A 26,718-nucleotide genomic window follows, 5' to 3' on the forward strand; every position below is an offset into this window, starting at 1 on the left:
ATTGCACAATGGATCGTTTCGCGGATCGGCGGACCATCGTCACCGGAGCGGGCTCCGGCATCGGACAGGCGATCGTGGCCCGGTTGCTCGATGAGGGCGCCACCGTGGTCGCCTACGACATTTCGGCTGACGGCCTGCAGCGCACAACGGCTGCGGCCGGCGAGGCCGGCACCGGCAAGCGGTTGGCCACCGCGGTCCTCGACATCTCCGACGAAGAGGCGGTCGCTTCGGCGGTGGATGCCGCCGTCGCCGACCTCGGCGGTCTCGAGGTCTTGGTCAACGCCGCCGCCATCCAGCGCTGCGCGGATACCCACGAGCATACGTTGGCTGATTGGAATGCCACCCTGGCGGTCAACCTGACCGGAACCTTCCTGATGACCCGGCAGGCGCTCCCGGCGCTGTTGGCCTCCGGGCGCGGCGTGGTCGTCAACTTCACCTCCACCGCAGCGTCTTTCGCGCACCCGTATATGGCGGCGTACGCGGCCAGCAAGGGTGGGGTGTTGTCCTTCACCCATGCGCTGGCGCTCGAATATTCCAAACGGGGTCTGCGGGCGGTCAACATCCAGCCGGGTGGGGTTGCCACCGCACTGGCGATGAGCACGCTGGACAAGATGCCCGAAGGTTATGACCTCGGGCTGTGGGCTAAGCAGACTCCGCTGCTGCACGGCAAGGAGAACGAGATTCTGGGTGACCCGAGTTCGGTGGCAGCGGTGGTCGCCATGGTGGCCTCCGACGACGGCGCATTCATCACCGGGACCGAGATCCGCATCGACGGCGGCGCGCACGCCTGATTACGGCGGCCCCACGGCTGGCACCGGTCACCACCGCCCCTCGCTCTGCGTCTGACGGTGGTCAGTGGTGTCGACGACCGCCAATTCTCCTGTCGCAACGGCAACCTGAATCGAGTCCCGCAACGCGGCACATACCAGGAACGGCCCGCGGTGGTGACCGGCCAGCCGTTCGGCCTCACGTCGCTGGATGCAGCGCGCCGACGCACCCGCGTTCCACTGCACGCTGGTCTGGTTCCAACTGCTTTTGCGTACCAACACCCGGGCACCACACTCGCGACACGCCACCGGGGCCATCGGCATCTCACGGAGCCGATTATCCTCGCACACAGACGATTCCTGCATCATCCGGCCCTAGCCGCCAAGTTGGCCTCGACCTCTTTCATCCACGCCTCGTACGGCCGGGTGGTGTCCAGCTCGAACTCGAAGCGGTCCACCATGTCAGGTTGCACGTCGGCAACGTCGACGTAAAACTGTTGATACCAGCGACGCAGCTGGTAGACCGGCCCGTCTTCCTCGACCAGCAGCGGATTGTCGATGCGCGCCTTGTGACGCCAGATCTGCACGTCCTGCTCGAAGCCCATCTTGACGAAGTCGCCGAGGGTAATCGCGGTCTGCATGGCCAGGTCTTCGGGCATCGCGTCCGACTTCTTGACGATGATGCCGTACTGCAGCACAAACGAATTCGCGTCGACCGGGTAGTGGCAGTTGATCAGCACCGTCTGGTGGTCGGCGTCCTCGTAGTGATAGGTCAGGTCGTCGATCATGAACGACGGTCCCCAATACGAGGCCACCGAGGTAGTGCCGAGCATGTTGGGGCCCTCACCGCCGAGGTCGGGACGTCCGGCGCTGTTCATGTACTGCGTCGCTACGTGACCTTCGAAGATGTTCTTGAAGTGCGTGGGCAACGATCCGTGGATGTAAAAGAAGTGCGCCATATCCACCACGTTGTCGATGATTTCGCGGCAGTTTGTGTTCACCACGGTGGTGTACCAGTGCCAGTCTGTCCACGCGTCGCTGGCGGCACCCTCGATACGCGGGATCGTCACCTCCGGCGGTGGCGGCTTGCGCTCCGGGTCGTTCCACACGAACAACATGCCGTCCTGCTGGAGCGTCGTCCAGGTCGCGGTGCGGGCCAGCTTGGGCGCGCGCCGCGCGTAAGGCACCTGCTTGCATCGCCCGTCGCCGCCCCAGCGCCAGTCGTGAAACGGGCAGGCGATCTCGTCACCCTTCACCTCGCCCTGGGACAGGTCGCCGCCCATGTGCCGGCAATAGCTGTCCAGGACGTTGACCGTGCCGTCCCCGCTTCGGAAGACGACCAGCTGCTGACCGAACGCCTTGATCGCGTGTGGCTTGCCGTCACCGAAATCTCTGATCAACCCGAGGCAATGCCAGCCACGGGCAAACCGGGCCGGGGCGGCCTGGGCTTCAATGAGCCGAATTTCGTCGGTGTCATGCATGGGCATGATTCAAACTGCAAAGCACCCGGTTCGGGGTTGCCTGTTCCACTCATCAGGACGACTATTCCGCCGCATCGACGCCGCGACATACGGTTCTCCGCGTGACTGCACACAGCGCGACGATCCCTACCGGACTTTCCGTGGCCGACACCAGCGTCGACTTGCTGGTCGTAGGGTCGGGAACCGGGATGGCCGCGGCGCTGGCCGGCCAGGAACTCGGGTTGTCGGTGCTGGTCGTGGAGAAGGCGTCGCACATCGGCGGCTCGACAGCCCGCTCCGGTGGCGCGTTGTGGCTACCCGCGGGTCCGGTGCTGGCCGAGGCGCATGCCGGCGATACGCGGGAGCGGGCGGCGACGTACTTGGACTCGGTGGTCGCGGGTTCGGCGCCGCGGCAGCGCTCGGCGGCATTTCTGACGCATGTGGGCGGGACGGTCGAAATGCTGCGGCGGACCACTCCCCTGCGATTCTTCTGGGCGCGTGACTATTCCGATTACCACCCCGAAGAGCCGGGTGGCAGCGCGGCGGGCCGCACCTGCGAATGCCGCCCGTTCGACACGTCGCGGCTCGGCGCCTACCGGGCCCGGTTGGAGCCGGGCTTGATGGAGGTGAGCGTCCCGGTCCCGACGACGGGTGCCGATTACCGCTGGATGAATCTGGTGGCGCGGGTGCCGCGCAAGGGAATTCCGACGTTCGCCAAGCGAATTGCGCAAGGGGTGGGCGGCCTGATGCTGGGCCGGCGGTACGCAGCGGGTGGCCAGGGCCTGGCGGCCGGATTGTTCGCGGGGGTGCTGCGGGCCGGCATCCCGGTCTGGACCGAAACGAGCTTGTTGCGCCTGGACGTCGACGGTGACCGGGTCCGCGGCGCGGTCGTGTCGCACCGCGGCCGCGAGGTGATGATCACCGCCCGGCGCGGGGTCGTGCTGGCCACCGGCGGTTTCGACCACAGCATGGACATGCGGTGGAAATTCCAGTCGGAGTCGCTGCGCCCCAACCTGAGTCTCGGTGCGGCGGCCAATACCGGCGACGGCATTCGCGCCGGACTGGAACTCGGCGGCGGCATCGATCTGATGGACCAGGCATGGTGGTTTCCCGCCGTCGCCCCGCTGCCCGGTCAGCCACCCGCGGTGATGCTGGCCGAACGGTCGCTGCCGGGCAGCCTGATCGTGAACCAGCACGGCCGCCGCTTCGCCAACGAGTCGTCGGACTACATGTCTTTCGGCCAGCGACTGCTCGAGCTGGAACGAGCCGGCAGCCCGGTCGATTCGATGTGGATCATTTTCGACCAGCAGTACCGCAACAGCTATGTCTTTGGCGCCCAACTGTTTCCGCGGATGCGCATCCCGCAGACGTGGTACGACGCCGGCATCGCGGTAAGTGCGGACGGCTTCGCCGAGCTGGGCGCCCAAATCGGCGTGCCGGTCCCGGAGTTCACCGCGACGGTCACCGCTTTCAACGAGAACGCCGCTGCCGGTGTCGATCCCGACTTCGGCCGGGGCCGCAGCGCCTACGACCGCTATTACGGCGACCCGACGATCGCGCCCAATCCCAACCTGCGCGCGTTGACCAAAGGACCGTTCTACGCCGTCAAGATGGTGCTCAGCGACCTGGGCACCTGCGGCGGGCTGAAAGCCGATCACCGGGCGCGGGTGCTGCGCGAGGACGGCGCGGTGATCAACGGGTTGTACGCAATCGGCAACACTGCCGCCAACGCCTTCGGCACGACTTATCCGGGGGCGGGCGCGACGATCGCGCAGGGGTTGGTCTACGGCTACATCGCCGCACGAGACGCGGCCGGGGTCGACTAATCGGCTTCGCGCTTGGCCTCGACCTGCTTTTCGACCTCGCGCCAATAGCCGGGCGTCGGCCGCGGTTTACCCGCACTACCCTTCGGCGCCGTTTGCAGGATGCGGTCGGCCTCGTCGATTTCCTTCATCATGTCCAGGGCGAACTCACGCTCGGCGGCGTAATACTTGGCCGCCCAGCGCAGTGCGAGTACCGAGTAGGCCCACGCGGGTTCGGCTTCGGCCCCCTCGGCGTCCTCGACGGCCTTACGGTGCCTGGCTTCGGCGTAATCCACGTGTTCCTGCAGTAATTCCTTGAGCCGCGCGGGGTTACTCAGATGCCCGAACGTCATGCGCAGCAGCACGCTGTGTTTGAGCACCGGCGGATCCACGGGCGCGTGATTGGTCCACTCGGTGATCGCGTCCATCCCCGCCGGGGTGATTTTGTACAACCGGCGGCTGCGGGTGCCCTCGTCGCGCTCGACACGCGAGATCACCAGGCCCAGACCCTCCAGCTTCTTCAGCTCGGTGTAGATCTGGCTGAACGACGGGCTCCAGTAATAGAGGTCGACGCTCCAGTCGATCCACTTCTTCAGGTCGTAGCCGGAGACTTCTTCTTCGTAGGACATCATGCCCAGCAGCGCCCAACTAGTCGCGGCAAGCGCCGCCTTATTCAGCTTTCCGCTGGTCTGCGCCACGTCGCTAGGTTAACAACACAGGCTGGCAGCGTGGGCGGCACTGACCGCTGGCCGGGACACCGCTGGATGACCGGTTTTGGGTGACGACGGCTGCCGAGTGGGCTTTGATTTCCCTGTCGGCCGCATTCGAGAAGGAGTTCCTGCGTGAAATTCGTCTTCCCTCTTCCGCATATGCTCCGCCTCAAGGCCACCATGCAGCCCTGGGAACCAGAAGTCACCGGGCCCGACCAGACCCGGATGGCCAAATGCGCCGACCGCTTGGGCTACGACATGATCGCTTTCCCGGAACACCTCGTCATTCCGGCCGAGCATGTCGAACTGTCCGGGCCGCACTATCTGCACTCGACGGTCGCCCAAGCCCATGTCGCCGGCGCCACCGAACGCATCGCGATCAATTCCTGTGTCACCGTGTTGCCGCTGCAGCACCCGATCGTCCTGGCCAAGGCATTGGCCACCGCCGACTGGATGAGTGGGGGCCGGATGATGGTGACCTTCGGAGTGGGTTGGCTGGCAAGGGAGTTCGAACTGCTCGGAGTGCCGTTTCACGAGCGGGGCCGCATCGCCGACGAGTACCTCGCCGCGATCGTCGAATTGTGGACAAGCGACACACCGCAATTCGAGGGTCGCTACGTATCCTTCGACAACATCGCGTTCGAGCCGAAACCCGTTCAGAAACCCCACCTTCCGATCTGGATCGGTGGTGACGCCGACGCTGCACTGCGCCGGGCGGCCCGGCATGCCTCGGGTTGGTGGGCGTTTCTGACGCCGCCTGAGCGAATTGCCGAAAGGGTGGACTACATCAAATCTCAGCCGTGCTATGACGGTCGGCCGTTCGACGTGATGCACGGGATGGGAACCAATCGGGTCGGCGAGGCGCATGTTGTCCAGAAGGGGATCCGCGACCGGCCGGGTATGAGCGCCGAGCAGATTATCGACCGGTTGAACTGGTTTGCCGCGCAGGGCGTGACGGTCAGTGCCGTTCCCATTCCGGCGGTACGCGGGGTCGACGAATATCTCGACTACGCGCAGTGGGTGATCGAGGAGATCAAGCCGAACGTCCGCTAGCTGGGTTCGATCGCTGTGGGAGTCCACACCTCCGACGCGGTAGGACACGAGTCCTAGCGGCGGCGGTATCGCGCCGACACCATGGAGTTGTCGCACGATCAACGGGCAGTTCGCACGTCCGGAGTCGTGGCGGCCAACTCCCCTACGAAAGGCGCGGAAAATCGTGGCTCGAAGATTCGCCGTTGCCGGTCGAGCGCAACGTCGCTACTCGTCGCACCCGGCCGCAAACGGACTACCACCGCGGCTGCTGTGCCCGGGCCATTCTTTGCTGGCCCCAATCCAATTGGGCGCGTTGTACGCACCGAACCGGATCCTCATGGCGCCCATCACACGCACCCGCGCGGCCGACGACGGGGTGCCCACCGGGCTGATGGCCGATTACTACGCGCAGCGGGCGAGTTCGGGTTTGATCATCTCCGAAGGCAGCTTCGCTTCGGCGCGGGGGCAGGCGTACCCCAACCAGCCCGGTTTGCATACCGACGCGCAGCAAGCTGGATGGGCGCGCGTCGCCGAAGCGGTTCACGCGGCGGGCGGTCGAATTGTATTGCAAATCATGCACTCTGGCCGGATCTCGCATCCCGACATCCTGGGCGGTAGACGGCCCGTGGCGCCGTCGGAGATCAGACCCGACGGCACGGTGCACACCGCCGCCGGGAAAAAGGCCTTCGTTGTTCCGCACGAACTCAATGCTCGCGAAATACGGTGCATCGTTTCTGATTTCGTGTCCGCAGCGCGCCGTGCCCGCGCGGCCGGCGCCGACGCAGTCGAGATCGACGCCGCCAACGGATACCTGTTGAGTCAATTTCTCACCTACGACGCGAACTATCGACGCGACCCCTACGGCGGGTCCGCCCAGGATCGGGCGCGGCTGCCAAGCGAGGTCATCGCCGCGGTTGCCGACGCGATCGGTCCCGACCGGCTGGGGCTGCGCATCTCGCCGGGCAATCCGGAGAACGACATTCACGAACCGGACCTGGAGGCACACCTGATCCTCGCCAGGAACGCCCGCGAACTGGGGTTGGCATATCTGCACGCTCGCGTTCCACCCGAACGACCGATCTACTCGTGGCTGCGTCGCCGATGGCCAGACCGCCTGCTGCTCAATCGCAGCTTCCAGACGACGACCACCCGCGAGCGAGCCGTCGACGTTGTCACGACCGGCACGGCGGACGCCGTGACCATCGACAGCGCCTATCTGGCGAATCCGATCTGGTGCGGCGCTGGACCTACGGCGCACAACTCAACGTGCCCCGCATGGAATTCCTCTACACCGGCGGCGCGTTGGGCTATACCGATTACCCATCGATGTCGTGACGAGGCCACCGTCATCGATCGTATCGAGGAAATACGCGCCGCCGGCGTCGACGAATTCGTCGCGTACCCGTTCGGCGACGACGAACCACGGCACGAACCCGTGCCCTGTTGCGGAAGGTCACCGACCCCACCACCTAGCAGGTCACCCGATCCGCAGACCACGCTTGCGCACCCAGAGCGCCGCCGCAATGGTTCCGGCCGCCCACACCGTCAGCGCAATGCCCAGGTGCACCATGCTTTTCGTGTCTCGGCCGAACACCGGCCAGATCAGCGCGGGTATCTGTGTCCAGAGCAGCCGATGCTCCACCCCGTTCATCGGGTCGGCGAAGTAATACAGCGCGTAGGGCAGCGTCAGCGCGACGATCCAGCCGCGGGTGCGGCGAAGGTCGCCACGCTGGCGCCATCGCCGGATCAGCGGCGCGACGCCGACCGGGTGCAGCACCGAGAATAAGTTGCCCACCCCGAGCCAGGACACGATGGGCACCGCGACCGTGGGGATCGTGATGCCCAGGCGCTGCGGGGTTTCCAGCCACAGTGTGAGCACCACCGCCGTCACCAAGGTCGGCAGCCCGACGATCACCAGCAGGGCCAAGTTCTTGATCACCAGCACCCGCCAGAACGGCACGCCGTCGGACACGGCCTGGATGACCCGATAGTGGTCCGCGCCAAGCAGATTTGTAGTGGTGACATCGGCGAGGATCCACGACGAGAAGTAGGTGCCGACCAGGACCACCCAGTCCTGGTGGCGGCCCAGGGTCAGCGGCTGCACCGCCAACCACCCCACCGCGAAGATCACGTTCGCCACCACGCCCATCAGCCAGGTCCGGGGCGGGGTGAAGGCCCAGCGGATTTCGGCCGCAACGGCCTGCCGCAGCGGGAGCCCCAAATCCTTGGCTGCCCGTTTGGCCGCGGCGGGACGAGGTGCGGATGCCCGCACCAACGTTCGCAAGGCGGCACGCAACCGCGGGTGCATCGCCTCTTGCAATTCCGCCATATCAACCCCCACGCGAGCGACCACCGGCTCTACCAATGCCTTTCGCTTCGTTGACCAAACGGGTCACTCAGGCTTTCCGTTGATGAACCGCCGGTGCAGTTCCTCGGTGAGCACATGGATCTGGCGGGTGAGCTCGGTGTTGGTCTTCAGCTCCAGCTCCTGCGTCTGAAAGTCGTGGTCGGCCCTGACCTGTTGGAAGGCCGCCTGACGGTTTTGTCCGATCATCACGAACGTCGACAGGAAGATCGCCTCGAGGGACACCACCAGAGTGAGAGTCGGCCATGGACTGGGTTCCACAAACGCCATCCACACGCCGAACAAGGCCGCGTGCAGCCAGACGAAATTCATCGATCCGGCAAATGCCGTGATCCGGTCCGCCAGCCGCAGTTGGACATTGGCGCTGCGCCTCTTAGCTTCCTCGAGGACAGCGGGGTGATGGATCTGTCCGCTGTGCAGCAGCCGGCGTGGGATCAATTGTGGGTTGTGTCGATGGCCGTCAGCTTGGGTCGTCATGAGCCGTTCCTTTCTGCCACGGTGATGCGCGCGCTAATGCTAGTGGCCAAATGGCCGCGCAACGGCGAAGACGTTGAGGCTCAGCCGGACCTCGCCGTAACGACGATCGATTCCTCGCCCGGTTGCCAGGCTTTCGTGAAGGTGCCGATGTTGACCTGTTCGTCTGGGTGGTCGGCGCCGGGGTCGTTGAGGTGGACGACCTGCTTGTCGGTGTCGATCCCGGTGACCACAAGGTAGTGGTCGGCCTTGGTGCGCTGGTCATAGGTGTTCCAGATGACGGCGGAATTGACCCAGGCGATGGCCTTACGCCCGTCGCGCAGGTACCGCTGCAGCGCGGGCATCCCGGTCGTTTCGGGGTGTTGGGTCCAGTACATCGCGGACTTGATTCCGTAATGGTCGAGCAGCACAACCAGATCCGCCATCTCCACGCCGCCATTGCCGTTTGCGTGGCTCGGATCGGCCGAGGACGCGTAGATCGGGCCCGGATTGGTGCCCGACGGCGTGTTCTGCGCCAACGTGATCATCTGCTGTTCCGTCGGCTCGTTCCCGGTGAGCTCGCCGACCACGTCGGCCACCGACATCAGCCCGCAATTGTCCTCGAGCGACTGCGCCCGCCAATATTTGGCCGCGGCACCCGGGTCGCCGTATACGCCCGCGCTGGCGGCCACCGACGTGACCGCCGACGACGGCGCCGATGCCGTCGTCGAATGGCAGCCTGACACCAGTGGCACAGCGGCCGCACCGAGGTACACGGCCACCGCCACCGCGCGCACGGTGGTAACGAACCGTGAGTTGAACATGGTGCCGATCGGCTTAGTGAACCACCAATTCGCCTGCCTCGCCTGGGTTCCCCGCAACCGGCCACGGCGAGCCAGGTGGCATAGTAGAACGTGTTACAGTTTGCCGATTCCGGCCGGTGATTTTGTCAGCCGGGCGTTTCACGGCGAGGAGGCCCGCATGGATTCCAGTGCCGGTGGCCGCGCGCGTTCGATTTCACGGAAACGCCCTGCAGCAGAAATGAATACGCCGTAATGGCGGAGCACAAGCGCGTCGTCGTGGCGGGGCTGGGTGACGTGGGCCTGTTGACCGCGATCCGGCTGGCCAAGCACGCCGACGTCGTCGGAATTTCGGCCAAGTCCGCCCTGGTAAGCGGCCAGGAACTCGGCGTCCGAATCTCCCGCCCCGGCGACTGGGCACGCGACTACTGGATTCCGTTCGACCGGTTCCGCGGTTTGGATCGGGTGCGCACGGTGCAGGCCACGTTGACCGGCGTGGACCTGGCTTCCCGAACGGTGTTCGGCCGCGGCGGCGACGGTGCGACGATCGCCGAGGAGTTCGACGCGCTGGTGATCTCCACTGGGGTGACGAACGGCTTCTGGCGCCAACCGGCCATGGAATCGGCCGCCGAGATCGGCGCCGGGCTGCACGCCGCCCACAATCGCCTGGCCGCGGCGAGCTCGGTAATCGTCGTCGGCGGCGGGGCGGCGGCGGTCAGCAGCGCGGTCAACATGGCAACGACCTGGCCGGACAAGCGAATTGACTTGTACTTCCCCGGCGAGGCCGCACTGGTCGGGTATCACCCCCGGACCTGGGACCGGATCCGCGGCCGGCTCACCGAACTGGGCGTGGGCGTGCACCCCGGACACCGCGCCGTGATTTCGAACGGCGCGGCGGGCCAGGAGATCACCAGCGAACCCGTCAGCTGGACCACCGGACAACCGCCGGCAACCGCAGACGCCGTGCTCTGGGCCATCGGCAAGGTACGACCCAACACCGATTGGCTGCCGCCCGAACTGCTCGACGAACACGGTTTCGTTCGGGTGTCACCCAAGTTGGAAGTGCCCGGCCATCGCGGCGTGTTCGCCGTCGGAGATGTCGCCGCCAGCGACCCCCTGCGCAGCTCGGCGCGTAACCGCGGAGATTCGTTGGTAGCGCACAACATCCGGGCCGAGTTCACCGGTCGACGGCTGCGCACCTATCGAACGCCGGGACGACGGTGGGGCTCATTGGTGGGAATTCAGGCCGACGGGCTGGAGGTCTTCCTGCCCACCGGCCAGGCGTTCCGGCTGCCCGCCTGGTCGGTCCAGCGCGTGGTGATGCCGGGCCTCGTCCGCTGGGGCATGTATCGCGGAGTGCGGGCGAACGACCCGCTCGGTAATCACCTGCGCGCGTGAAAGTCTGACCGCGGCGGGTATTGTTCGACCTGGTTGTATGCCACGATGATCGCGTGCGCGCATTCGCCTGCCCGGTGTGCCACGGGTTCGTGACGTTCGAATCGCACCATTGCCCGAATTGCCAGGCCGCATTGGGGTTTCACGCGCCGTCGATGGCCATGGTCGCGACCTCATCCGGTGCCGCGATGGTGGACGGTGGCCGGTGGATCGGGTGCACGAAAGCGGCCGACCTGGGTTGCAATTGGCTGGTCCCTGCCGAACATCCGGATCATGCCAGCCGGGGACGATGCCTGCCCGATTCACTGATCCGGCGGGAACCGGCCGCCGACGACACCATTGCGCTCGAGAAGCTGGTGTCCACCACGGTCGACCTGCGCAGGCTCATCTATCAGCTGTTGGATCTCGCACTTCCGGTGGATCCGTTCTGGCGCGCCGAGGGTGGCCTCGCCTTCGACCTGCTGTCCAGCTACAGCTCGGGGCAGAAAATCGTGATCGGCCATGCCGGTGGGGTGATCACCATCGACCTGACGGAGTCGCTGGACGCATACCGGGAATCGCTGCGGGTGCACCTGGGCGAGCCGTATCGCACGATGCTGGGGCATTTCCGGCACGAGGTTGGTCACTTCTACCAGAATCTGTTGGTCGAGACCGGCCCCGGCGTGCGCTATCTGGACGAATGCCGGGAGCTGTTCGGCGATGAACGCGCCGATTACCAAGCCGCGATCGCTCGTCACTACCAATACGGCGCGCCCGAGAACTGGGAAGATTCGTTCATTTCGGAATACGCGACAATGCATCCGTGGGAGGACTTCGCGGAATGCTTTGCGCACTATCTGCACATCACCGACACGATCAACACCGTGCGCGAGGCCGGTTTGATTCTGGTCGCCGACCGCGCGAGCGTCGCCGTTCCCCGCGACATCGTCCCGCTCGCCTCCTATGCGCAGACCCCCGTCGAGCAGCTGCTCTATGACTGGCAATGGCTCGCGCTGTTTTTCAACCGCATCAACACCGCGATGGGCAAGGCGCCGTTGTACCCCTTCGAAATCCCGCCACCGGTGATCAGCAAATTAGGCTTCATACACAAGGTGATTCGTCAGGTACCTCCCAACGACCACACAGGACCGCCGAATACCCTCTGAATGGCCGAATTAGGCAGCCGGACCGTGTTGCTGCCGGCCGTGGGAGTCGCAGTGATTCCAAACCGCACCGAATGGGAATAGAGAGCGGGTGGGCGAGCCGGGGGTTAGTGCGTTTGAGAAGTTGGTGGCGCTGCTCAACTACCCGATGTTCGTGGTAACCACGCAGTCCAACGGTTCGACGGCCGGCTGCCTGGTGGGCTTCGCGTGCCAGGCCAGCATCAGTCCGCCGCGATTCCTGGTCGGCTTGTCCCAGCAAAACCACACCTTCCGCGTGGCCGCCGAGGCCACCCATCTGGCAGTACACGTGTTCGATATCGAACACATCGACCTGGTCGAACTGTTCGGCAGCCAGACGGGCGACGAGACCAACAAATTCAACCGCTGCCGCTGGCACCGCGGCCCGGCTGAGCTACCCATCCTCGACGACGCAGCCGCCTGGTTCGTCGGCAAGATCCTCGATCGCTTCTCCCTCGGCGACCACGTCGGGCACTTGCTGGAACCGCTGGATGGCGACCCGCCGACCGAAGAGGAGCAATGGGTGTCCTTTGATGATGTCCGCTCGTTGGACCCGGGCCACGAGGCATGACGGCGTCCGATCATCACCGCAAGCAGGCGCACATGGTGCACGTTTCGCCCCGCGTCGGGACCGTCAGCGACATCGCCGAACTCGCGTCGTTCTATGCCGAGCCCCCGGACGGGGTGCGCGTCAACATGATCTACAGCGCCGACGGCGCCTCGGCATTCGGCGGTCGCGCCGGCCCGTTGTCGGGCCGAACCGACCAACAGCTCCTGAAGATCCTGCGGGGATTCGCCGACGTGGTGCTGGTCGGCGCCGCCACCGCGCGCGCCGAGAACTACGGGCCGGTGCAGCTCAGCGAGACCCAACAGGCCGAACGGCAGCGCGCCGGCAGGAGCAAGCCGCCCCCGATCGCCGTGATCAGCCAGACCGGCCAGCTTCCGACCAGACTCGTCAGCGACCCGAGCCAACCGCCGCTGTTGGTGACCTGCGCGGACTCCGCGGCGCGGCACAACCGCAGCAGCGATCAACAATGCGGAGTATTGGTGGCCGGCGAGGACACCGTCGATGTCGCGCGCGCGATTGCGCTACTGCGTGCGCACGGCCTGTCCCGGGTGTTGTGCGAGGGCGGACCGACCCTGCTCGACGAACTCGTGGACGCCGACGTCGTCGCGGAGGTCTGCGTCACGCTGGCCCCCAAGCTCGCCGCGAGCCAACCGGTGGGTCACCGACGGGAGCCGTCGCGATTGCCGCTGCCGGCCGCGTTGCGGCTCGAGCACGCACTGGCCCACGACGACTACCTGTTCTTGAAGTATCGCCGCTGATTCTGAGGGCGCCGAGCGGCTATCCCCGCGGGTATCCCCGGCGCACGGTGCGGTCGAGAATGCCCAGCGTCGCCCGCAGTGCGCCCTCGGAGATCACCGGAAAGATCCCGGCTTCCCGCCACTTCGGGTCGATCTTCGACCAGTCGTAGAACGAGGTGACCACGGTGCTCGCCGCGTCCTCGGTCGGCTCGAGCTGGAAGCCGTAGATGTGGCCGATCTGGGGGCGAAGCTGACCGAGGACCGTCCACGCGATCAGTCGGTCCCGTTCGAATTCGGTGATCTCGACGGTGACGTCGTACTTGCCCAATTGCGGGTAGTCGTTGAGGGCCTCGCGGTCCATGTGCACGACGAAGCTCTCGCCGGCCGCCGTCACCGGATCGCCGTCGGCGTCCTGCAGCATTCCCGTGGAGTCGATCGCAACATGACCCCGCGGGTCGCACAGCAGCCTGAAGATCTCGGGCGCCGGCGCCGGAATGGTGCGCTGAATCTCAATGCGTTCGGTCATGCGTCCTCCCAGTCAACGTTGATGGGTCGGGAGGTCACTTTACGGCGCTCCTGCCGGTGATGTCCGAAACGGATGCCCCGCAATGGTTGCCTCGCAGTCCCGCCCTACCCGCGCTGTGCTGCTGCGATGGCGGCAACCACGGTGCTGTGTCACGGTGGATTGATGTGGCGGTGTAATTCCCGAATATGTGTCCGGGCCGATCCCCCGCCTCTGCCTGCGACGGGCAAGCCCGGAGCATGCACCCGGTTTCGCCGCGGTGACACAAGTTCAAACGTTCGTCGAATTGCCTGTGCGACATCACCTTCAGCGCACCGTCATCGACTTTCGCGCGGTTCCAGAGGAGGACCATCGGTCAAGTGAGCAATTCAGACGACGATGACGGCTACCGCAACATCGCGGTGAACGGGCTGCGGCCCAACGAACTTCGCTGGGCGCTGAATCACGATTCGGTTCATGGCATTGCCTACGCGTTCAGAAATCCCGTCGCGGTCGCCGACTCCAGCGACGATCCCGACGACGATCGACTGACCTACTTGGTGCGGATCAAACGCGACCACCTGGCCACGGCGATGGGAAACATCAACGAATGGATCGTCCAGAATCCCGGTAAGGCCGGGATTCACGCGTACGGGTTCCTCCGGGCGCTATCGAGAGAGGGCCTCAGCGAACGCCGGACCGGTGACGAGGAACGCCGCTGATGCTCGGTTGACGGCCTGCTGAAAGTGCTCTTCCGGCCGCGCGACGCGCGCGCTATCGAATTAGCCGACATTCTCCCTATTCACCGTGCCTCCGGTTGACCCACACTATTAGCCTTATGCCTGGCAAAGAGGAGTCGGCAATGGGTGACACCGCGGGTTCGCGGGAGGGCTCGCAGTTTGGTCCCTATCTGCTGCGACGGCTGGTGGGTCGCGGCGGGATGGGCGACGTCTACGAGGCCGAGGACACGGTCCGTGAGCGGGTCGTCGCGCTGAAGCTGATGTCCCAGACGCTGTCCAGCGATCCGGTCTTCCGCACCCGGATGCAACGCGAGGCCCGCACCGCGGGACGGCTGCAGGAGCCTCATGTCGTGCCGATTCACGACTTCGGTGAGATCGACGGCCAACTCTATGTGGACATGCGCCTGATTGACGGCCGGGACGTGGCCACCATTTTGAGCCGGTACGGGCCGCTGAAACCGCCGCGAGCGGTGGCGATTGTGCGCCAGATCGGCTCCGCGCTCGACGCCGCCCACGCGGCGGGTATCACGCATCGCGACGTCAAGCCGGAGAACATCCTGGTCAGCGGGGACGACTTCGCCTATCTGGTGGACTTCGGGATCGCCAGCGCCACCTCCGACGAGAAGCTGACTCAGTTCGGCACCACGGTGGGCACCTTCAAGTACATGGCGCCGGAACGGTTCAGCGATAAGGACGTCACCTACCGGGCCGACATCTATGCGCTGGCCTGCGTCCTGTACGAATGCCTGACCGGATCTCCGCCATACCAGGGCGATCAGGTCAGCGTGATGAGCGCGCACCTGCACCAGCCGATCCCACGGCCCAGCGCCGCCCGGCCGGGCATCCCGGCGGCCTTCGACCAGGTGATCGCGCGGGGCATGGCGAAGGATCCGCTGGACCGCTATCCCACCTGCGGCGATCTGTCGGCCGCCGCGTACGCCGCGCTAGCCACCCCCGATCAGGACCGGGCGACCGATATTCTGCAACGCAGCCAAGTCGCCGAACTACCGGCCGCGTACGCGAGTCAGGCGCCGCTGGGTTTTGCGTCCACTCCGCCCGCCATGGCGAACCAGGTCCCGGGTTGGCCCCCGTCGGCGACCGGGATCCCCGCTCCGCCAAGCGGACCGATCCCACAACCGACGGGCTGGCCCGGCGCTCCCGGCTGGGGCGACCCCTCCAGTGTCGGCACGGCGTGGGCCCCGCCGCCGGCACCCCGGCGCGGAAGCAAAGCGTGGCTATGGGTCGCCCTTGCGGGTCTCGTCGTCGTAGCGCTGGTGGGCGCCGTTCTCGTGGTCGCCCAGCCCTGGCGGTCGTCGGGACCGTCCTCGTCCAAACCACCGACCGCAGCCGACGGGGTTGAGCTCCGCGTACTCGACGACGGTGTATTGGTGGGCAGCACGGCGGCACCGGTCACGATCGATATCTTCAACGAACCCATGTGCCCGCCCTGCGGTAGCTTCATCCGGTCCAATGCGGGCGACATCGAAACCGCGGTGAACAACCACAAACTCGCGGTGCGCTATCACCTGCTGAATTTCCTCGACGACAAGTCGCACAGCAAGAACTACTCGACTCGCGCGGTGGCGGCCACGTACTGCGTCGCGGCACAGAACGATCCGAAGCTCTACATGAACTTCTACTCGGGGATATTCGCCAGCGCCTTCCAGCCGCAAGAAGGCGCCCCCGAAGACCGAACCGACGGCGAGTTAGCGCAATTGGCCAAGACCGTCGGTGTCGACGCGAACGTGATCAACTGCATCAAAGCCGGCGACGACATGGCCACGGCCAAGGCAAAGGCCGAAGCCGGCGACACGACGCTGGCCGGGTTCAATGCCTCTGGGACACCGTTCGTTTGGGACGGCAACAAGTCGATCAACTACCAAGACGCGACCTGGCTGACCAAGCTTCTCGGGTAGTCAGCGCGTCAGGAACGCACCGCATCGGCGCCGTTGAGTGCCGACAGCGCCTGCCGCACGTCGGCCGGAACCGACGTGTACACGGCGAAGAGATCGCAAACCCCTTCTTGCATATCGCATTCGATCACCTTCACGAACGCTTGCTGGCCGGCAACCTCGAGGGCGAGGTCGTCAAAAGGACAGACGGTCACTTCGGTGCGAATGCGAAGCGCTTCCTCGCCGCTGGCGATCACCTCGGCGGCATGTTGTTCGCCGAGGATTTTGTCCTTGATGATCGCGATGCCAATCGGTTTCGGCACCGCGAGACTGCTCAGGACCCGGTCGGCACTGGGGAGCTGAAGGTCGTACTGGCCGGCCAGGCCTCTGACATCGTGGACGGTCACCGGATCCTTGAAGCCCTTCGCGCGGATCTGAAACGAACCCAAAGTGCTTGCGATCCCGCTGATCTCGCGATGTGTCCAATCGGAGACCAGAACCTGGCCGCCGACGGTGTGCGCTTCGATGCGGGCGACCAGGTTGACCGTCTTGCCGACCGCGGTGTACTTCTGCCGTCGCCGCGAGCCAATGGTGCCGACCACGACCTCCCCGGTATGCACGCCGATCCCCAGCGCAAGCTCCGGTAGCCCCTGTTCGCGATGCCCCGCGTTGAGATCGTTCATCGCGAGCTGCAACTCGAGTGCGGCGACGACCGCATGCTCGGCGGCGTTGTCGTCGGTGATGGGTGCACCGAAGAAGACGAGCAGGCCATCGCCGAGGATTTCGTTGATCGTGCCGTTGCGGCGGAACATGACCTCGGTTGCTCGCTCGAGGAAGCCGTTGAGCACCTGGACCACCTGTTCCGGCGGAAGAACTTCGGACAAGGCGGTGAACCCACGAATGTCGGCCATCAGCACCGTGAGCGTGAGTCGCTCACTGCTCAGGTTTCCTTCCGGACGCGCCAGTAGCCGCGCCTTGACCTCTTCCGAGACGTAACGGCCGAAGATCTCCTCGACACGGCGCTTCTGTTCGGTCAGCTCCTTCGCCTGTCGCCGCGCGTCCTCGCCGGCTTGCAGTTCGCGCACGATCGTGACGGCCTTGGTGATCGTGGTCCGCAGGTCTGCCACATCAAGCGGTTTGACTTGAAAGTCGAAGGCCCCCCGCATCATTGCCGCGCGCACATTCTCGAGGTCGTTGTAGGCGGTGAGCACGATGGTCTTGAGCGGACGACGCAGCTTCGTCACCTCGGTGAGCAATTCGAGGCCGTTCATCTGCGGCATGTTCAGGTCGGTGATCAAGACCTCGAGATCCGGGCTCGCATCCACCAACTTCAACGCGTGCACCGGATCCGTGGTGAAGATCAGGTCGTACTCGCCGCGCTGCAACTCCTTGCGGAAGCGGCCCTTGAACAGCGCCCCGACGTCTTCTTCGTCATCGACGACCAGAAGCCGCACCGGTTGATCAGTCTCTGGCACAGTGGCCCCAATCGTCGGCGCATCAAATCAATTACGTGCCGACCTGTGGGTTCGGTGTTTGTTCACCAGCTCGAAATGCATTGTGCACCTGCATCGCGTTGCCCGCGTCGACTGAAGTTCACCCGTATCGTAGCCGACCCCCATACGGGTCGAGTGCGGTTCCACGCCGTCGGAACCTATCTCGCAGTTGAACGGAAGGTTACATTCCGACCGTACCCGCAGCTGTGCCCGCGATTCAGTGGCGCAACGGAATTCGGGTCAGCACGTTCTGCCGGTTGCCGCGCGTGGGCGGCGACATTGTCCCTACACTGCGCTTACACACGAACACCGATGAGGCAGCGTGGAACAAGACAGCAGTGCGCCCAACGTCCGGCAGCCGTGGCCGACGACCAAGGTCTTTTGGAATCTCGCCATAGCGATGATCGGCTTTGGCATCCTCGTCGCCATCATGGGGCGAATCTCGCTGCTCGGACTGGGAATCCAGCGGGATGAAGCATTTCGGGTCCAGCCCGTCGTCATCAGCATCACCGCGGGGGTCCTGATCGGCCTGTTGAATTATCTGATCGTCGGCCGGGTCGTGCGCCATCGGCTACACGTGGTCTCGGATCGGCTGATGGCCGCGCAACGCGAGATCGCCGACAGCATCGGGACCGATACGTGGGAGCCGCTGACGTTGCGTTACGGCCTGCCCATCTACAGCGACGACGAATTCGGCCGGACCGCCGCATCGTTCAATTACCTGCTGAATTCCCTTGATACGAGCCAGCTGGCCGAACGCGAGCTTCGCCAGAGCCTCGTCGAACAGGCCAAGCTTGCCGCGATGGGAACGCTGACCGCCGGCGTCGCCCACGAGACGAAGAACCCGCTGAACTTCGTCAAGAATTTCGCGGAGTTGAACCTCGAGCTCTGCGACGAGCTGCGGGAAGTGATCGCCGAGGACGGCGACGAGCTGGTCGGTGACGTCGAAGAGAACACCAAGAAGATCGTTCACCACGCAGACCGGGCACTCGCGGTGATGGCGACGATGCTTCAGGTCGGTCGGTCGCACGCCGGCGACGCACAGCCGTGTCACCTCAACAGGATCGTCGAGCAAAGTGCCGGGCTCGCCGAGCACTCGTGGCGAGCCAGCCACCAGGGGGTGCGCTGCGTAATTCGGATCAGCCTCGATGACGACGACCCGATCGTGCGCGGCTTTGAGGGCGATCTCGTCCAGGTGATGATCAATCTCGTGATGAACGGGCTAGAGGCCGCGTCGACGGACGCCGACCGGGTCGGCGAGGTGCACATCACGGTGCAGCACGAGGATCAATGGACGACGGTCGTCGTGACGGACAACGGCCCGGGCGTCGACCCGGAAACCCTCCCCCGCATCTTCGAGCCGTTCTTCACCACCAAGTACCGCAGCGGAGGTACCGGCCTTGGCCTTTCCATCAGCAAGAACATCGTCGATAACCTGCATCAGGGCGAGCTTTCCGCGAGCAACGCGCCCGGGGCCGGCGCTCGGTTCGTCGTAAAACTCCCGCTGGAGGCAGTGGCCGCCAAAGCCGGCGCACCTGCCTAGAGCGATTGACACCCAATCCACTTCAGGCCGATAAGGGGGAGACGAAGGATGAACGGAACCGACACCGCGGTCGCCGCCAAGGCGATGCACGTGCTCGTCGTCGACGACGAAACCGATGTGGTCACGCTCTTTCGGCAGCGGTTCCGCCGTGAGCTGCGCTCCGGGCAGATCATCATGCAGTTCGCCGAGTCCGGACGCGCGGCCCTCGAGGTGCTCGAAACGGTCGACCCCGACGTCATCCTGATCTTCAGCGACATCGAGATGCCGGAGATGAACGGCCTCGAATTACTCGAACACGTGCGAGACCACTGGCCGCATGTCCGCATCTACCTCGCGACCGCGTACGACAGCCCGAGCTACACGCAGCGTGCGGCCGCCCTCGGCGCGCACGGCTACTTCACCAAGCCCTTGGACTTCTCGGCGCTGCGTCAGATCATGTTTGCGACTTGAGCGCCGGCGGTCACGCCGACCAGGTGCGGCTGCGCCTCCAGCACGGCCCGGGTGGCGAGCCGTCCGGCCTCCACGGCGGCATCGATCTTCTTGAAGTCCAGCGGACCGATCGTCGAGATGTCGGGCTCGATGATGGCCGCGATCCGCGGCAGCGCGCGCAGGTCGCCGGTGGATGCCGCCAGATCGACGGTACGCAGCAGCGTCTCTTGCAGCGGCGGCAAAGCGACATCGGTGCCGGTGAGTAGGCGCCGGACAAATCCGGGCGGCTGAACGATTGCGGGCAGCAAACCAAAGCCCTTCGACGGCAAGAACTTTCGCCGCAAGTCGACACAGATGACTTCGCCGTCACCGTCTGCGCACATCACGTCGGCGGGAAGGTTGTTCAGCAGTCCCCCGTCGATCAGCAGGCGCTCGCCGTGCTGCACCGGCGGAATGAGGCCGGGAATCGAGATCGACGCGCGCACCGCGAGCGTCAGCGATCCCCGACGATGGACGATCTGTTCACCGGTGATCATGTCCGCGGAGACCGAGAAAAATCCTTTCGGCAGATGCTCGATCACGCTGCCGCCGAAGAACTCCTCAAGCAAACGCTCGATGCGGGTCCCCCTGGTGAGTGCGATCGCGGGGATCGTGTAATCGCCGAGCGGGCTGGTGTTTCCGACAAAGCGGTAGGCCGCCTCCGTCGCCTCGTCCGCGGTCATTCCCTGCGCGAAGGCCGCAGCGGCGATGGCACCGGCACTCGTGCCGCCAAAGCGGTCGATGACAATGCCGGCCCGGGTGAGTTCCTCGTAGACGCCGAAGTGCGCGAGCCCCCGAGCGCCGCCGCCCGCCAGCACGAGTCCATAGGACCGGCCGGCGATCCTGCGAGCCACCGCGGCGATTCCGTCGTCGTCGCCGCGATGATGCGACACCGGCTCCAGCAGGTCCCACCAACGGGTATCCGGCTCGGTCAGCGCGATCAGGTGGACCGGCCCCTGGGCATTGAGCTGATCGAGCCCCTCCGGCGGCTCGGCTTGGTCGGCCAGCACCACGAGCCGATCGCTTTGTGCGACAACGTATCGCTGCCAAAACTCGCCTGAGTCCGCGTCGGCCACCACCAACACCCAATCGTGGCTGCGTTCGGCGCGGTCGAGGGTTTCGGCGAACGCCTCGACGAGTTCGGCGTGCGCCGTGACCTCGGCGGTTTTCTCGGCGGGCGGCGCGACCACGGCGATCGAGCCGTATTCGCCCAGCCGCGTCGCGATCGCGTCAACGAACGGTGCCGCCACCGTATATCCGGTCGAGACGATGCCGATGACGCGCGGCGCCGAGGAGATGTTGGCGGACCGGGAGTCGCGCAGCATCACCGCCATCGCTCGAAGCATCGCCAACTGAAGCTGCGGAGCGTTGGCGAGCACCTCGCTGAAGGTTTCGGCCGCGATGCGCCAGACGACGCCGTCGCGAAGCGCTCGGACTCCCGCCGAGCGCACGGTTCCGGAAATCACACCGAGGTCCCCGATGGAGTCGCCGCCCGCCATCTCCCGGATGACCTGCCCATCGGCACCGACGGCCGCGAACCGTCCCGAGTCGATGACGTAAATGGCGTCGGATGGTTCGCCCAACCGAAACAGCCATTCGTAAGCCGGGATATGCAGCCGGTCTACGGCGCTCGCCAGGTCGTTGAGTTGTCTCGCGTCGATGTCGGCGAGTATCGGAACATTCCGCAGCGCCTTTCGCGCGTCGGCGACTCGCCACTGCCGCCTAGTACTCATCTAATGACCGTACGTCGATGGAGCCGGGTGAGCGGACCGCCTCGGTGGCCGCAAACGGGATTGCTGCACGCATGCTCTTCCTCCCCGGCGCTCCAAAACGGTTGATGGTGTCGGTCAGGAGCTTATCTGTCGACCGACGCGTGTTTCGAAATTCCGCCAGCTCTCGGCAGAACCGATCCCCCGTTTGCCGCCGTCAACGCTGGGGCGCCAAGGGAGTATGCGGTCGCCAATACTACGGCGACCACCCCCACACTCGAATCCTTTTGGCGCAGAGTCCAACCCGGCATCGCGGCCGGAACGTATGAGGGCTCAAATTCGGCACGGGCAAACGTCATCTTTGATTAACCGGCGATTTACCCATAATTTCGCTTCCGTAGGCCATTTCGGGATTTCCAAACTCCCCGGGGTGGTTTCCGGTAATGTCCGCACCGTCACCAAATCACCGGCACGAAGGACAGCCGTGAGTTCGAAGGACCAGCGAGTCGACGTGGTCGCGGCAAGCCTATTCACCGGGAAAGGCAGCGTATGGGTGACGATTGGCGAACTGGCGCCCTACCCCGGCTGATGACGGCGTGTCATGAGACCGCAGCGACGTCGTGACTGCGGAGGAGCATTGGCACTAACCGACTTTCAGGTGAGCGGACTGACACGGCGAGCAGCGAGGCAATCATGACGTCGTCTACGGGGATGCCAGGCCTGCAGCCGGGCACCCCGCTGGCCTACCTCGAATTGCGCGACGGCGGCACCGAACACAGCGTGCCGATCATCGATCAGTTGTTCATCGGTCGGGAGTGCGCCGGAATCAGCGAGTCACGCAGGCTCGTGATCCGCGATCCCGAGATTTCCCGGACTCATCTCGAAATCCGCTTGGACTCCGTCGCCGATCAGGCTTTCGTGATCGACACCAGCACCAACGGCACACTGCTCAACGGGATGCGGCTGGAACGAGCCGTTCCCCGGCCGATCCAGCCCGGTGACGAGATCCGGATCGCCGATGTGGCATTCATCTTCCGCTCGCAGCGGTTCAACGCCGTCGACGCCGGAATAGCCCCCGGCCTTACCCGGACCCGAATCAGCCAGACCGCCATGGTGATGGTGGTCGGCGACATCATCAACTACTCGACGATCTCCGAAGTGACCGAAGGAGAGGTCATCGCGCAGAGCCTGCACACGCTGTGGCACGAGATCGGCGCTGTGCTGCACGCCCATGGCGGCACGCTGAATCACTACGCCGGCGACGCGATATTCGCGATCTGGGAGGCGAATAGGTTTCCGGATGCCGCCGAGCGCGCGATCGATTTTTCGCTCGCCGCGAACCGGCTTGTCGGAGAGCTGGGACCCCGACTGCCGTTGCGCAGCCCGGACGGCTCGCCGATCCGCATGGGTTGGGGCGTGGTGGTCGGCCGGGTCGCGCTGGCGGCGATGACGAGATCGGTAGAGGCGGTGATCGGCGACTCGACCAATGTGGCGTTCCGGTTGGCCGGCCTGGCCGGGCGGCAAGGGCGCGCATCGGTCATGGTGACCAACGGAGTGCGCCGCACCGTCGAGAGTCAATTCACATGGGGGGAAGGCGAAGAAGTCGAGCTCAAGGGCCGAAGCGGGAAAGAGACGGTATTTCCCGTCATCGGCCGCGGGCAGGCCACCGGGTCGACGACTCTTCCGGGGAGAAGCGCCGGGGATCCGGGTGGCAGTCCCGAGTCCACCGCGGAAATGCCCATCCGAAACGCCGACTGAGCCGCCCGCCAGCTTTCACCCCAGGGGTCAATGATGGATCTCGAAACGTCCCATGCGCAGAGTCAATCCAAAGCCGCCGACACGACGACAACGGGTGGCGTTGCGGCGAAAGGTAATACGGACGCGACGCGTCAGGCCAACCATCCGATGATGGGGGCACTCAGCGTGCGCCGCCAGCCGTCGTCGACGGCGGTGCTGTTGGTAGCGGCGTTCGGCGCCTTCCTTGCTTTCCTCGACTCGACGATCGTCAACGTCGCATTCCCGAACATCCAGCAGTCCTTCCCCACCTACCCCATCGGCAGCCTGTCCTGGGTGCTCAACGCGTACAACATCGTGTTCGCGGCGTTCCTGGTGGCCGCGGGCAAACTCGCCGACTTGCTCGGGCGCAAGCGGATGTTCATCTGGGGCGTCGTGCTGTTCACGGCGGCCTCGTGGCTGTGCGCGCTGGCCGCCACCGTTGAGCAACTGGTCGCGTTCCGGATCCTGCAGGGCATCGGCGCCGCACTGCTGGTGCCGGCATCCCTCGCCCTGGTCGTCGAGGGCTTCGAGGTCGCGCGCCGCGCCCACGGCGTGGGGTTGTGGGGCGCCGCGGCGGCCATCGCGTCGGGCCTGGGTCCGCCGATCGGCGGGGCGATCGTGCAGGTGTCCGATTGGCGCTGGGCGTTTTTGGTGAACGTGCCGCTGGGCGTCGTCGCGGTGGTGGTGGCCCGACGCGAGCTGGTGGAAAGCCGTTCGCCCGGACAACGACGACTGCCCGATCTGCGCGGGGCGGTGCTGCTCGCGGCCGCACTCGGCTTATTGACCCTCGGGTTGATCAAGGGCCCGGACTGGGGCTGGTCCAGCACCGGCACGATCGGGTCGTTCGTGGCCGCGGCCCTCGCCCTGGTCGGGTTCGTGATCAGCTCCCGACACCACCCGTCGCCGCTGATCGAACCCGCCTACCTGCGGGTCCAGTCCTTCGTCGCGGGCAACGCCCTGACGATCGTCGCGGGCGCGGGCTTCTACGGCTATCTCCTGACGCACGTGCTGTTCCTGAATTACGTGTGGGGATACAACCTGCTCGAGACCGGCCTCGCGGTCGCCCCCGCCGCGCTCGTCGCGGCCGTCGTCGCGGCGAAGCTGGGCAAGATCGCCGACCGGCGCGGACACCGCGCGATCATCTTCATCGGGGCGCTGATCTGGGCCGGCAGCCTGGTCTGGTACTTCCAGCGCGTCGGAACGCATCCGAACTTCCTGCGCGAGTGGCTGCCCGGCCAGCTGCTGCAGGGGCTCGGCGTCGGCGCCACGCTGCCGCTGCTCGGCAGCGCCGCCTTGGCCCGGGTACCCAAGGGCGGCAGCTACGCGACCGCCTCGGCGGTGGTCAGCAGCTGCCGCCAACTGGGCGCGGTGATCGGAATCGCGTTACTGGTCGTCCTGATCGGGACACCGGCACGCGGTGAGGCCGCGGAGGCGTTGCGACGAGGCTGGGTGATGGCAGCCATCTGCTTCGCGGCGGTAGCCATCGGGGCGTTGTTCCTCGGCCGCACCGGTCCACAGGCGGCGGATGCCGCCGTCGTCGCCGAACCGACACCGAAATTCGAACCACGTTCGCGCGCAACGGCTGTCGCGCGGCACGAACAGGTGCTTGCGGTCGACCGCAAAGACGACCTGCTGGAGACCCTGCCGCTGTTCGCCGGCCTGGATCCGGACGCTCTTGCCGATCTACGGCACAGCGCCGAGGAGATTGAACTCACGGCGGGCACCTATCTGTTCCACGAGGGCGACGCGGCCGATTCCCTGTACGTGGTGCGCAACGGCCGCGTGCAAGCGCTGCAGCAGGGCGTTGCGATCCGGGAACTGGGGCGCGGCGAAGTGATCGGCGAGCTCGGACTGTTCACCGGCGCACCGCGGTCCGCGTCCATCCGGGCGGTGCGCGACTCCACCCTGGTACGGCTCACCAAGGCGCAGTTCGACAAGATCGCCGACGTCGGCATGCTCGGCGCCTTGGTGCGCTCGCTGGCCACCCGGCTGCACCAGTTGCCACCGCCGACAACGGCCAACCTGACGACCTGCGATGTGGTGGTCGCGATTGTCGGCGTCGACGCCGACGCGCCCGTGACGATGGTGGCCCACGAACTGGTGTACCTGCTGTCGGGCTACGTCCGCGCGGTGCGACCGGGCCGCGTCGACCGCGAGGGGCTGGAGCGGGCCGAGCGGGCCGCGGACAAGGTGGTGTTGCAGGCGCAGGTCGACGATGCGGAATGGCGAGACTTCTGCCTGCGCGTCGCCGATCGGATCGTGCTCGTCGCCGGAAATCCGGCGCCACCGGCCGATCCGCTGCCCGATCGCGCGGTCGGCGCAGATCTGCTGCTGGCCGGTCCGCCCGCCAGCCGGGAGCATCGGCGCGCCTGGGAAGAACTGCTCACGCCGCGGTCGGTACTGACGTTGCGTACCTCCGGCTCTGCCGAGGACCTGCGGCCGCTCGCAGCGCGCATCGTCGGGCGTTCGATCGGTTTGGTCCTGGGCGGTGGGGGTGCTCGGGCGTTCGCCCATCTCGGCGTGCTCGAGGAGCTGGAAGCCGCCGGCGTCGTCGTCGATCGATTCGCCGGCACCAGCATGGGCGCGATCGTCGCCGCGCTGGCGGCCAGCGGCCTGGACGCGGCGGGCGTCGACGCCTACGTGTACGAGTACTTCATCCGCACCAATCCGATCCGCGACTACACCGTGCCGATCAAGGGATTGACGCGCGGGCGGCGCATTCCGGCGCTGCTGCGTCGGGCCTACGGCGAGCGGCTGATCGAGGAACTGCCCAAGGAGTTCCGGTGCGTCAGCGTCGACCTGCTGGGGCGGCGCACCGTGGTGCACCGCCGGGGCCCGGTTGCCGACGCCGTGGGGTGTTCGCTGCGCCTGCCGGGCATCTTCCCGCCCTACGTCTACGGCGGCACGCTGCACGTCGACGGAGGGGTACTCGACAACCTTCCCGTCTCGTCGCTGTCGAGCACCGAGGGCCCGCTGGTCGCGGTTGCCGTCGGTTTCGGCGGCGACGCGACGGCGTCCACGAGCGAATTCGTCGATCCCCCACGTGTTCCCGGGATCGGCGAGACCCTCATTCGCACGATGATGATGGGCAGCGGGCTGGCCGCCGCCGCGACGCTGGCTCAAGCCGACGTGGTGATCCGACCCAGCAGCCGCGGTGTCGGGCTGCTGGAGTTCCATCAGATCGACCAGGCCCGCGAGGCCGGCCGGGCCGCTGCCCGCGAAGCGTTGCCCCAGATCCTTGCGCTCGCACATCGCTGAACACGTCAAATATGATGCGGCACAAGGGATTTAGTGTTTCCGTTACGCCGGGTAGCAAAGCACGAACCCCTGCGTTGCCTGGAATTCA

At 65.7% G+C, this 26,718-nt stretch carries 22 protein-coding genes and 1 pseudogene; 14 read left to right on the plus strand and 9 right to left on the minus strand.

The window, feature by feature from the left end; all coding sequences use genetic code 11:
• Positions 1–8 precede the first annotated feature (8 nt).
• A complete protein-coding gene (locus tag SKC41_RS19345; RefSeq protein WP_330979293.1) occupies positions 9–791 on the plus strand; it encodes an SDR family NAD(P)-dependent oxidoreductase in 783 nt (260 codons plus the stop codon).
• 27 nt (positions 792–818) lie between these two features.
• Here SKC41_RS19345 and SKC41_RS19350 read toward each other — a convergent pair whose 3' ends face one another.
• Both SKC41_RS19350 and SKC41_RS19355 read right to left on the minus strand, forming a co-directional pair.
• On the minus strand, positions 819–1,133 hold the full coding sequence (locus SKC41_RS19350; RefSeq protein WP_330979294.1) for a ferredoxin: 315 nt from the start codon (positions 1,131–1,133) through the stop codon (positions 819–821).
• Positions 1,133–2,248 carry a Rieske 2Fe-2S domain-containing protein gene (locus SKC41_RS19355; protein WP_330979560.1) on the minus strand — a complete coding sequence of 372 codons (1,116 nt, stop codon included), beginning with the start codon at positions 2,246–2,248 and terminating at the stop codon, positions 1,133–1,135. Before SKC41_RS19355 ends, SKC41_RS19350 begins: the two co-directional genes overlap by 1 nt.
• Before the next feature lie 101 nt (positions 2,249–2,349).
• On the opposite strand from SKC41_RS19355, the gene SKC41_RS19360 reads away from it, so the two are divergent.
• Complete coding sequence (locus SKC41_RS19360; protein ID WP_330979295.1) at positions 2,350–4,053, plus strand: 3-ketosteroid-delta-1-dehydrogenase; 1,704 nt, start codon at positions 2,350–2,352, stop codon at positions 4,051–4,053.
• Here the strand turns inward: SKC41_RS19360 and SKC41_RS19365 are convergent.
• A complete protein-coding gene (locus SKC41_RS19365; protein WP_330979561.1) occupies positions 4,050–4,661 on the minus strand; it encodes a PadR family transcriptional regulator in 612 nt (203 codons plus the stop codon). The two genes, SKC41_RS19360 and SKC41_RS19365, sit on opposite strands and share 4 nt — an antisense overlap.
• Positions 4,662–4,871: 210 nt before the next feature.
• Here SKC41_RS19365 and SKC41_RS19370 point away from each other — a divergent pair, with 210 nt between their 5' ends.
• Positions 4,872–5,792 (plus strand): TIGR03619 family F420-dependent LLM class oxidoreductase, encoded by a 921-nt coding sequence (locus tag SKC41_RS19370; protein ID WP_330979296.1) that lies wholly within the window; start codon positions 4,872–4,874, stop codon positions 5,790–5,792.
• A gap of 316 nt (positions 5,793–6,108) precedes the next feature.
• Positions 6,109–6,792 (plus strand): annotated as a pseudogene (locus SKC41_RS19375) (oxidoreductase); the annotation flags it as partial.
• A 456-nt stretch (positions 6,793–7,248) separates the two neighbouring features.
• On the opposite strand, the gene SKC41_RS19380 reads toward SKC41_RS19375, so the two are convergent.
• The 3 genes from SKC41_RS19380 to SKC41_RS19390 form a co-directional block, all read right to left on the minus strand.
• A complete protein-coding gene (locus tag SKC41_RS19380; protein ID WP_330979297.1) occupies positions 7,249–8,100 on the minus strand; it encodes a hypothetical protein in 852 nt (283 codons plus the stop codon).
• A gap of 63 nt (positions 8,101–8,163) precedes the next feature.
• Positions 8,164–8,613, minus strand: coding sequence for a DUF1003 domain-containing protein (locus SKC41_RS19385; protein WP_330979298.1), 450 nt, complete (start codon positions 8,611–8,613; stop codon positions 8,164–8,166).
• Between the two features lie 80 nt (positions 8,614–8,693).
• On the minus strand, positions 8,694–9,413 hold the full coding sequence (locus SKC41_RS19390; protein ID WP_330979299.1) for a C39 family peptidase: 720 nt from the start codon (positions 9,411–9,413) through the stop codon (positions 8,694–8,696).
• Between the two features lie 231 nt (positions 9,414–9,644).
• On the opposite strand from SKC41_RS19390, the gene SKC41_RS19395 reads away from it, so the two are divergent.
• From SKC41_RS19395 to SKC41_RS19410, 4 genes are all read left to right on the plus strand, one after another.
• A complete protein-coding gene (locus SKC41_RS19395; RefSeq protein ID WP_330979300.1) occupies positions 9,645–10,787 on the plus strand; it encodes an FAD-dependent oxidoreductase in 1,143 nt (380 codons plus the stop codon).
• A gap of 53 nt (positions 10,788–10,840) precedes the next feature.
• Positions 10,841–11,929 carry a zinc-binding metallopeptidase family protein gene (locus SKC41_RS19400; RefSeq protein ID WP_330979301.1) on the plus strand — a complete coding sequence of 363 codons (1,089 nt, stop codon included), beginning with the start codon at positions 10,841–10,843 and terminating at the stop codon, positions 11,927–11,929.
• A gap of 145 nt (positions 11,930–12,074) precedes the next feature.
• Positions 12,075–12,515: a flavin reductase family protein gene (locus tag SKC41_RS19405; RefSeq protein ID WP_330979562.1), complete on the plus strand. Its 441-nt coding sequence runs from the start codon at positions 12,075–12,077 to the stop codon at positions 12,513–12,515.
• A 35-nt stretch (positions 12,516–12,550) separates the two neighbouring features.
• Entirely contained in the window at positions 12,551–13,270 is a 720-nt protein-coding gene (locus SKC41_RS19410) for a pyrimidine reductase family protein (RefSeq protein WP_330979563.1), read from the plus strand.
• A gap of 19 nt (positions 13,271–13,289) precedes the next feature.
• On the opposite strand, the gene SKC41_RS19415 is transcribed toward SKC41_RS19410, so the two are convergent.
• Positions 13,290–13,775, minus strand: coding sequence for a polyketide cyclase (locus SKC41_RS19415; protein ID WP_330979302.1), 486 nt, complete (start codon positions 13,773–13,775; stop codon positions 13,290–13,292).
• A 356-nt stretch (positions 13,776–14,131) separates the two neighbouring features.
• Between SKC41_RS19415 and SKC41_RS19420 the strand changes: the two genes are divergently transcribed.
• Positions 14,132–14,473 (plus strand): hypothetical protein, encoded by a 342-nt coding sequence (locus SKC41_RS19420; RefSeq protein WP_330979303.1) that lies wholly within the window; start codon positions 14,132–14,134, stop codon positions 14,471–14,473.
• A gap of 140 nt (positions 14,474–14,613) precedes the next feature.
• Positions 14,614–16,407, plus strand: a complete 1,794-nt coding sequence (locus tag SKC41_RS19425) for a serine/threonine protein kinase PknE (protein ID WP_330979304.1) — start codon at positions 14,614–14,616, stop codon at positions 16,405–16,407.
• A gap of 8 nt (positions 16,408–16,415) precedes the next feature.
• Here SKC41_RS19425 and SKC41_RS19430 read toward each other — a convergent pair whose 3' ends face one another.
• Positions 16,416–17,858, minus strand: a complete 1,443-nt coding sequence (locus SKC41_RS19430) for an adenylate/guanylate cyclase domain-containing protein (RefSeq protein WP_330979305.1) — start codon at positions 17,856–17,858, stop codon at positions 16,416–16,418.
• A gap of 340 nt (positions 17,859–18,198) precedes the next feature.
• Here SKC41_RS19430 and SKC41_RS19435 point away from each other — a divergent pair, with 340 nt between their 5' ends.
• Both SKC41_RS19435 and SKC41_RS19440 read left to right on the plus strand, forming a co-directional pair.
• Complete coding sequence (locus SKC41_RS19435; protein WP_330979306.1) at positions 18,199–19,419, plus strand: sensor histidine kinase; 1,221 nt, start codon at positions 18,199–18,201, stop codon at positions 19,417–19,419.
• A 48-nt stretch (positions 19,420–19,467) separates the two neighbouring features.
• On the plus strand, positions 19,468–19,869 hold the full coding sequence (locus SKC41_RS19440; protein WP_330979307.1) for a response regulator transcription factor: 402 nt from the start codon (positions 19,468–19,470) through the stop codon (positions 19,867–19,869).
• Here the strand turns inward: SKC41_RS19440 and SKC41_RS19445 are convergent.
• On the minus strand, positions 19,848–21,620 hold the full coding sequence (locus tag SKC41_RS19445) for a cyclic nucleotide-binding and patatin-like phospholipase domain-containing protein (protein ID WP_330979308.1): 1,773 nt from the start codon (positions 21,618–21,620) through the stop codon (positions 19,848–19,850). The genes SKC41_RS19440 and SKC41_RS19445 overlap by 22 nt on opposite strands.
• Before the next feature lie 669 nt (positions 21,621–22,289).
• Between SKC41_RS19445 and SKC41_RS19450 the strand changes: the two genes are divergently transcribed.
• Together SKC41_RS19450 and SKC41_RS19455 are read left to right on the plus strand one after the other, a co-directional pair.
• Positions 22,290–23,354 carry an adenylate/guanylate cyclase domain-containing protein gene (locus tag SKC41_RS19450; RefSeq protein WP_330979309.1) on the plus strand — a complete coding sequence of 355 codons (1,065 nt, stop codon included), beginning with the start codon at positions 22,290–22,292 and terminating at the stop codon, positions 23,352–23,354.
• Positions 23,355–23,501: 147 nt separating this feature from the next.
• Positions 23,502–26,630 carry an MFS transporter gene (locus SKC41_RS19455; protein WP_330979564.1) on the plus strand — a complete coding sequence of 1,043 codons (3,129 nt, stop codon included), beginning with the start codon at positions 23,502–23,504 and terminating at the stop codon, positions 26,628–26,630.
• The last annotated feature ends 88 nt before the right edge of the window (positions 26,631–26,718 follow it).

Origin of the sequence: Mycobacterium sp. 050128, assembly GCF_036409155.1 — a bacterium.
Lineage (GTDB): Bacteria > Actinomycetota > Actinomycetes > Mycobacteriales > Mycobacteriaceae > Mycobacterium.

Coding starts and splice junctions, on each gene's coding strand:
- SKC41_RS19345 (WP_330979293.1), top strand. CDS start 9: ATGGATCGTTTCGCGGATCGGCGGACCATCGTCACCGGAGCGGGCTCC.
- SKC41_RS19405 (WP_330979562.1), top strand. CDS start 12,075: ATGTTCGTGGTAACCACGCAGTCCAACGGTTCGACGGCCGGCTGCCTG.
- SKC41_RS19380 (WP_330979297.1), bottom strand. CDS start 8,100: ATGGCGGAATTGCAAGAGGCGATGCACCCGCGGTTGCGTGCCGCCTTG.
- SKC41_RS19415 (WP_330979302.1), bottom strand. CDS start 13,775: ATGACCGAACGCATTGAGATTCAGCGCACCATTCCGGCGCCGGCGCCC.
- SKC41_RS19455 (WP_330979564.1), top strand. CDS start 23,502: ATGATGGGGGCACTCAGCGTGCGCCGCCAGCCGTCGTCGACGGCGGTG.
- SKC41_RS19425 (WP_330979304.1), top strand. CDS start 14,614: ATGGGTGACACCGCGGGTTCGCGGGAGGGCTCGCAGTTTGGTCCCTAT.
- SKC41_RS19390 (WP_330979299.1), bottom strand. CDS start 9,413: ATGTTCAACTCACGGTTCGTTACCACCGTGCGCGCGGTGGCGGTGGCC.
- SKC41_RS19440 (WP_330979307.1), top strand. CDS start 19,468: ATGAACGGAACCGACACCGCGGTCGCCGCCAAGGCGATGCACGTGCTC.
- SKC41_RS19395 (WP_330979300.1), top strand. CDS start 9,645: ATGGCGGAGCACAAGCGCGTCGTCGTGGCGGGGCTGGGTGACGTGGGC.
- SKC41_RS19350 (WP_330979294.1), bottom strand. CDS start 1,133: ATGCAGGAATCGTCTGTGTGCGAGGATAATCGGCTCCGTGAGATGCCG.
- SKC41_RS19355 (WP_330979560.1), bottom strand. CDS start 2,248: ATGCATGACACCGACGAAATTCGGCTCATTGAAGCCCAGGCCGCCCCG.
- SKC41_RS19445 (WP_330979308.1), bottom strand. CDS start 21,620: ATGAGTACTAGGCGGCAGTGGCGAGTCGCCGACGCGCGAAAGGCGCTG.
- SKC41_RS19450 (WP_330979309.1), top strand. CDS start 22,290: ATGACGTCGTCTACGGGGATGCCAGGCCTGCAGCCGGGCACCCCGCTG.
- SKC41_RS19385 (WP_330979298.1), bottom strand. CDS start 8,613: ATGACGACCCAAGCTGACGGCCATCGACACAACCCACAATTGATCCCA.
- SKC41_RS19365 (WP_330979561.1), bottom strand. CDS start 4,661: ATGATGTCCTACGAAGAAGAAGTCTCCGGCTACGACCTGAAGAAGTGG.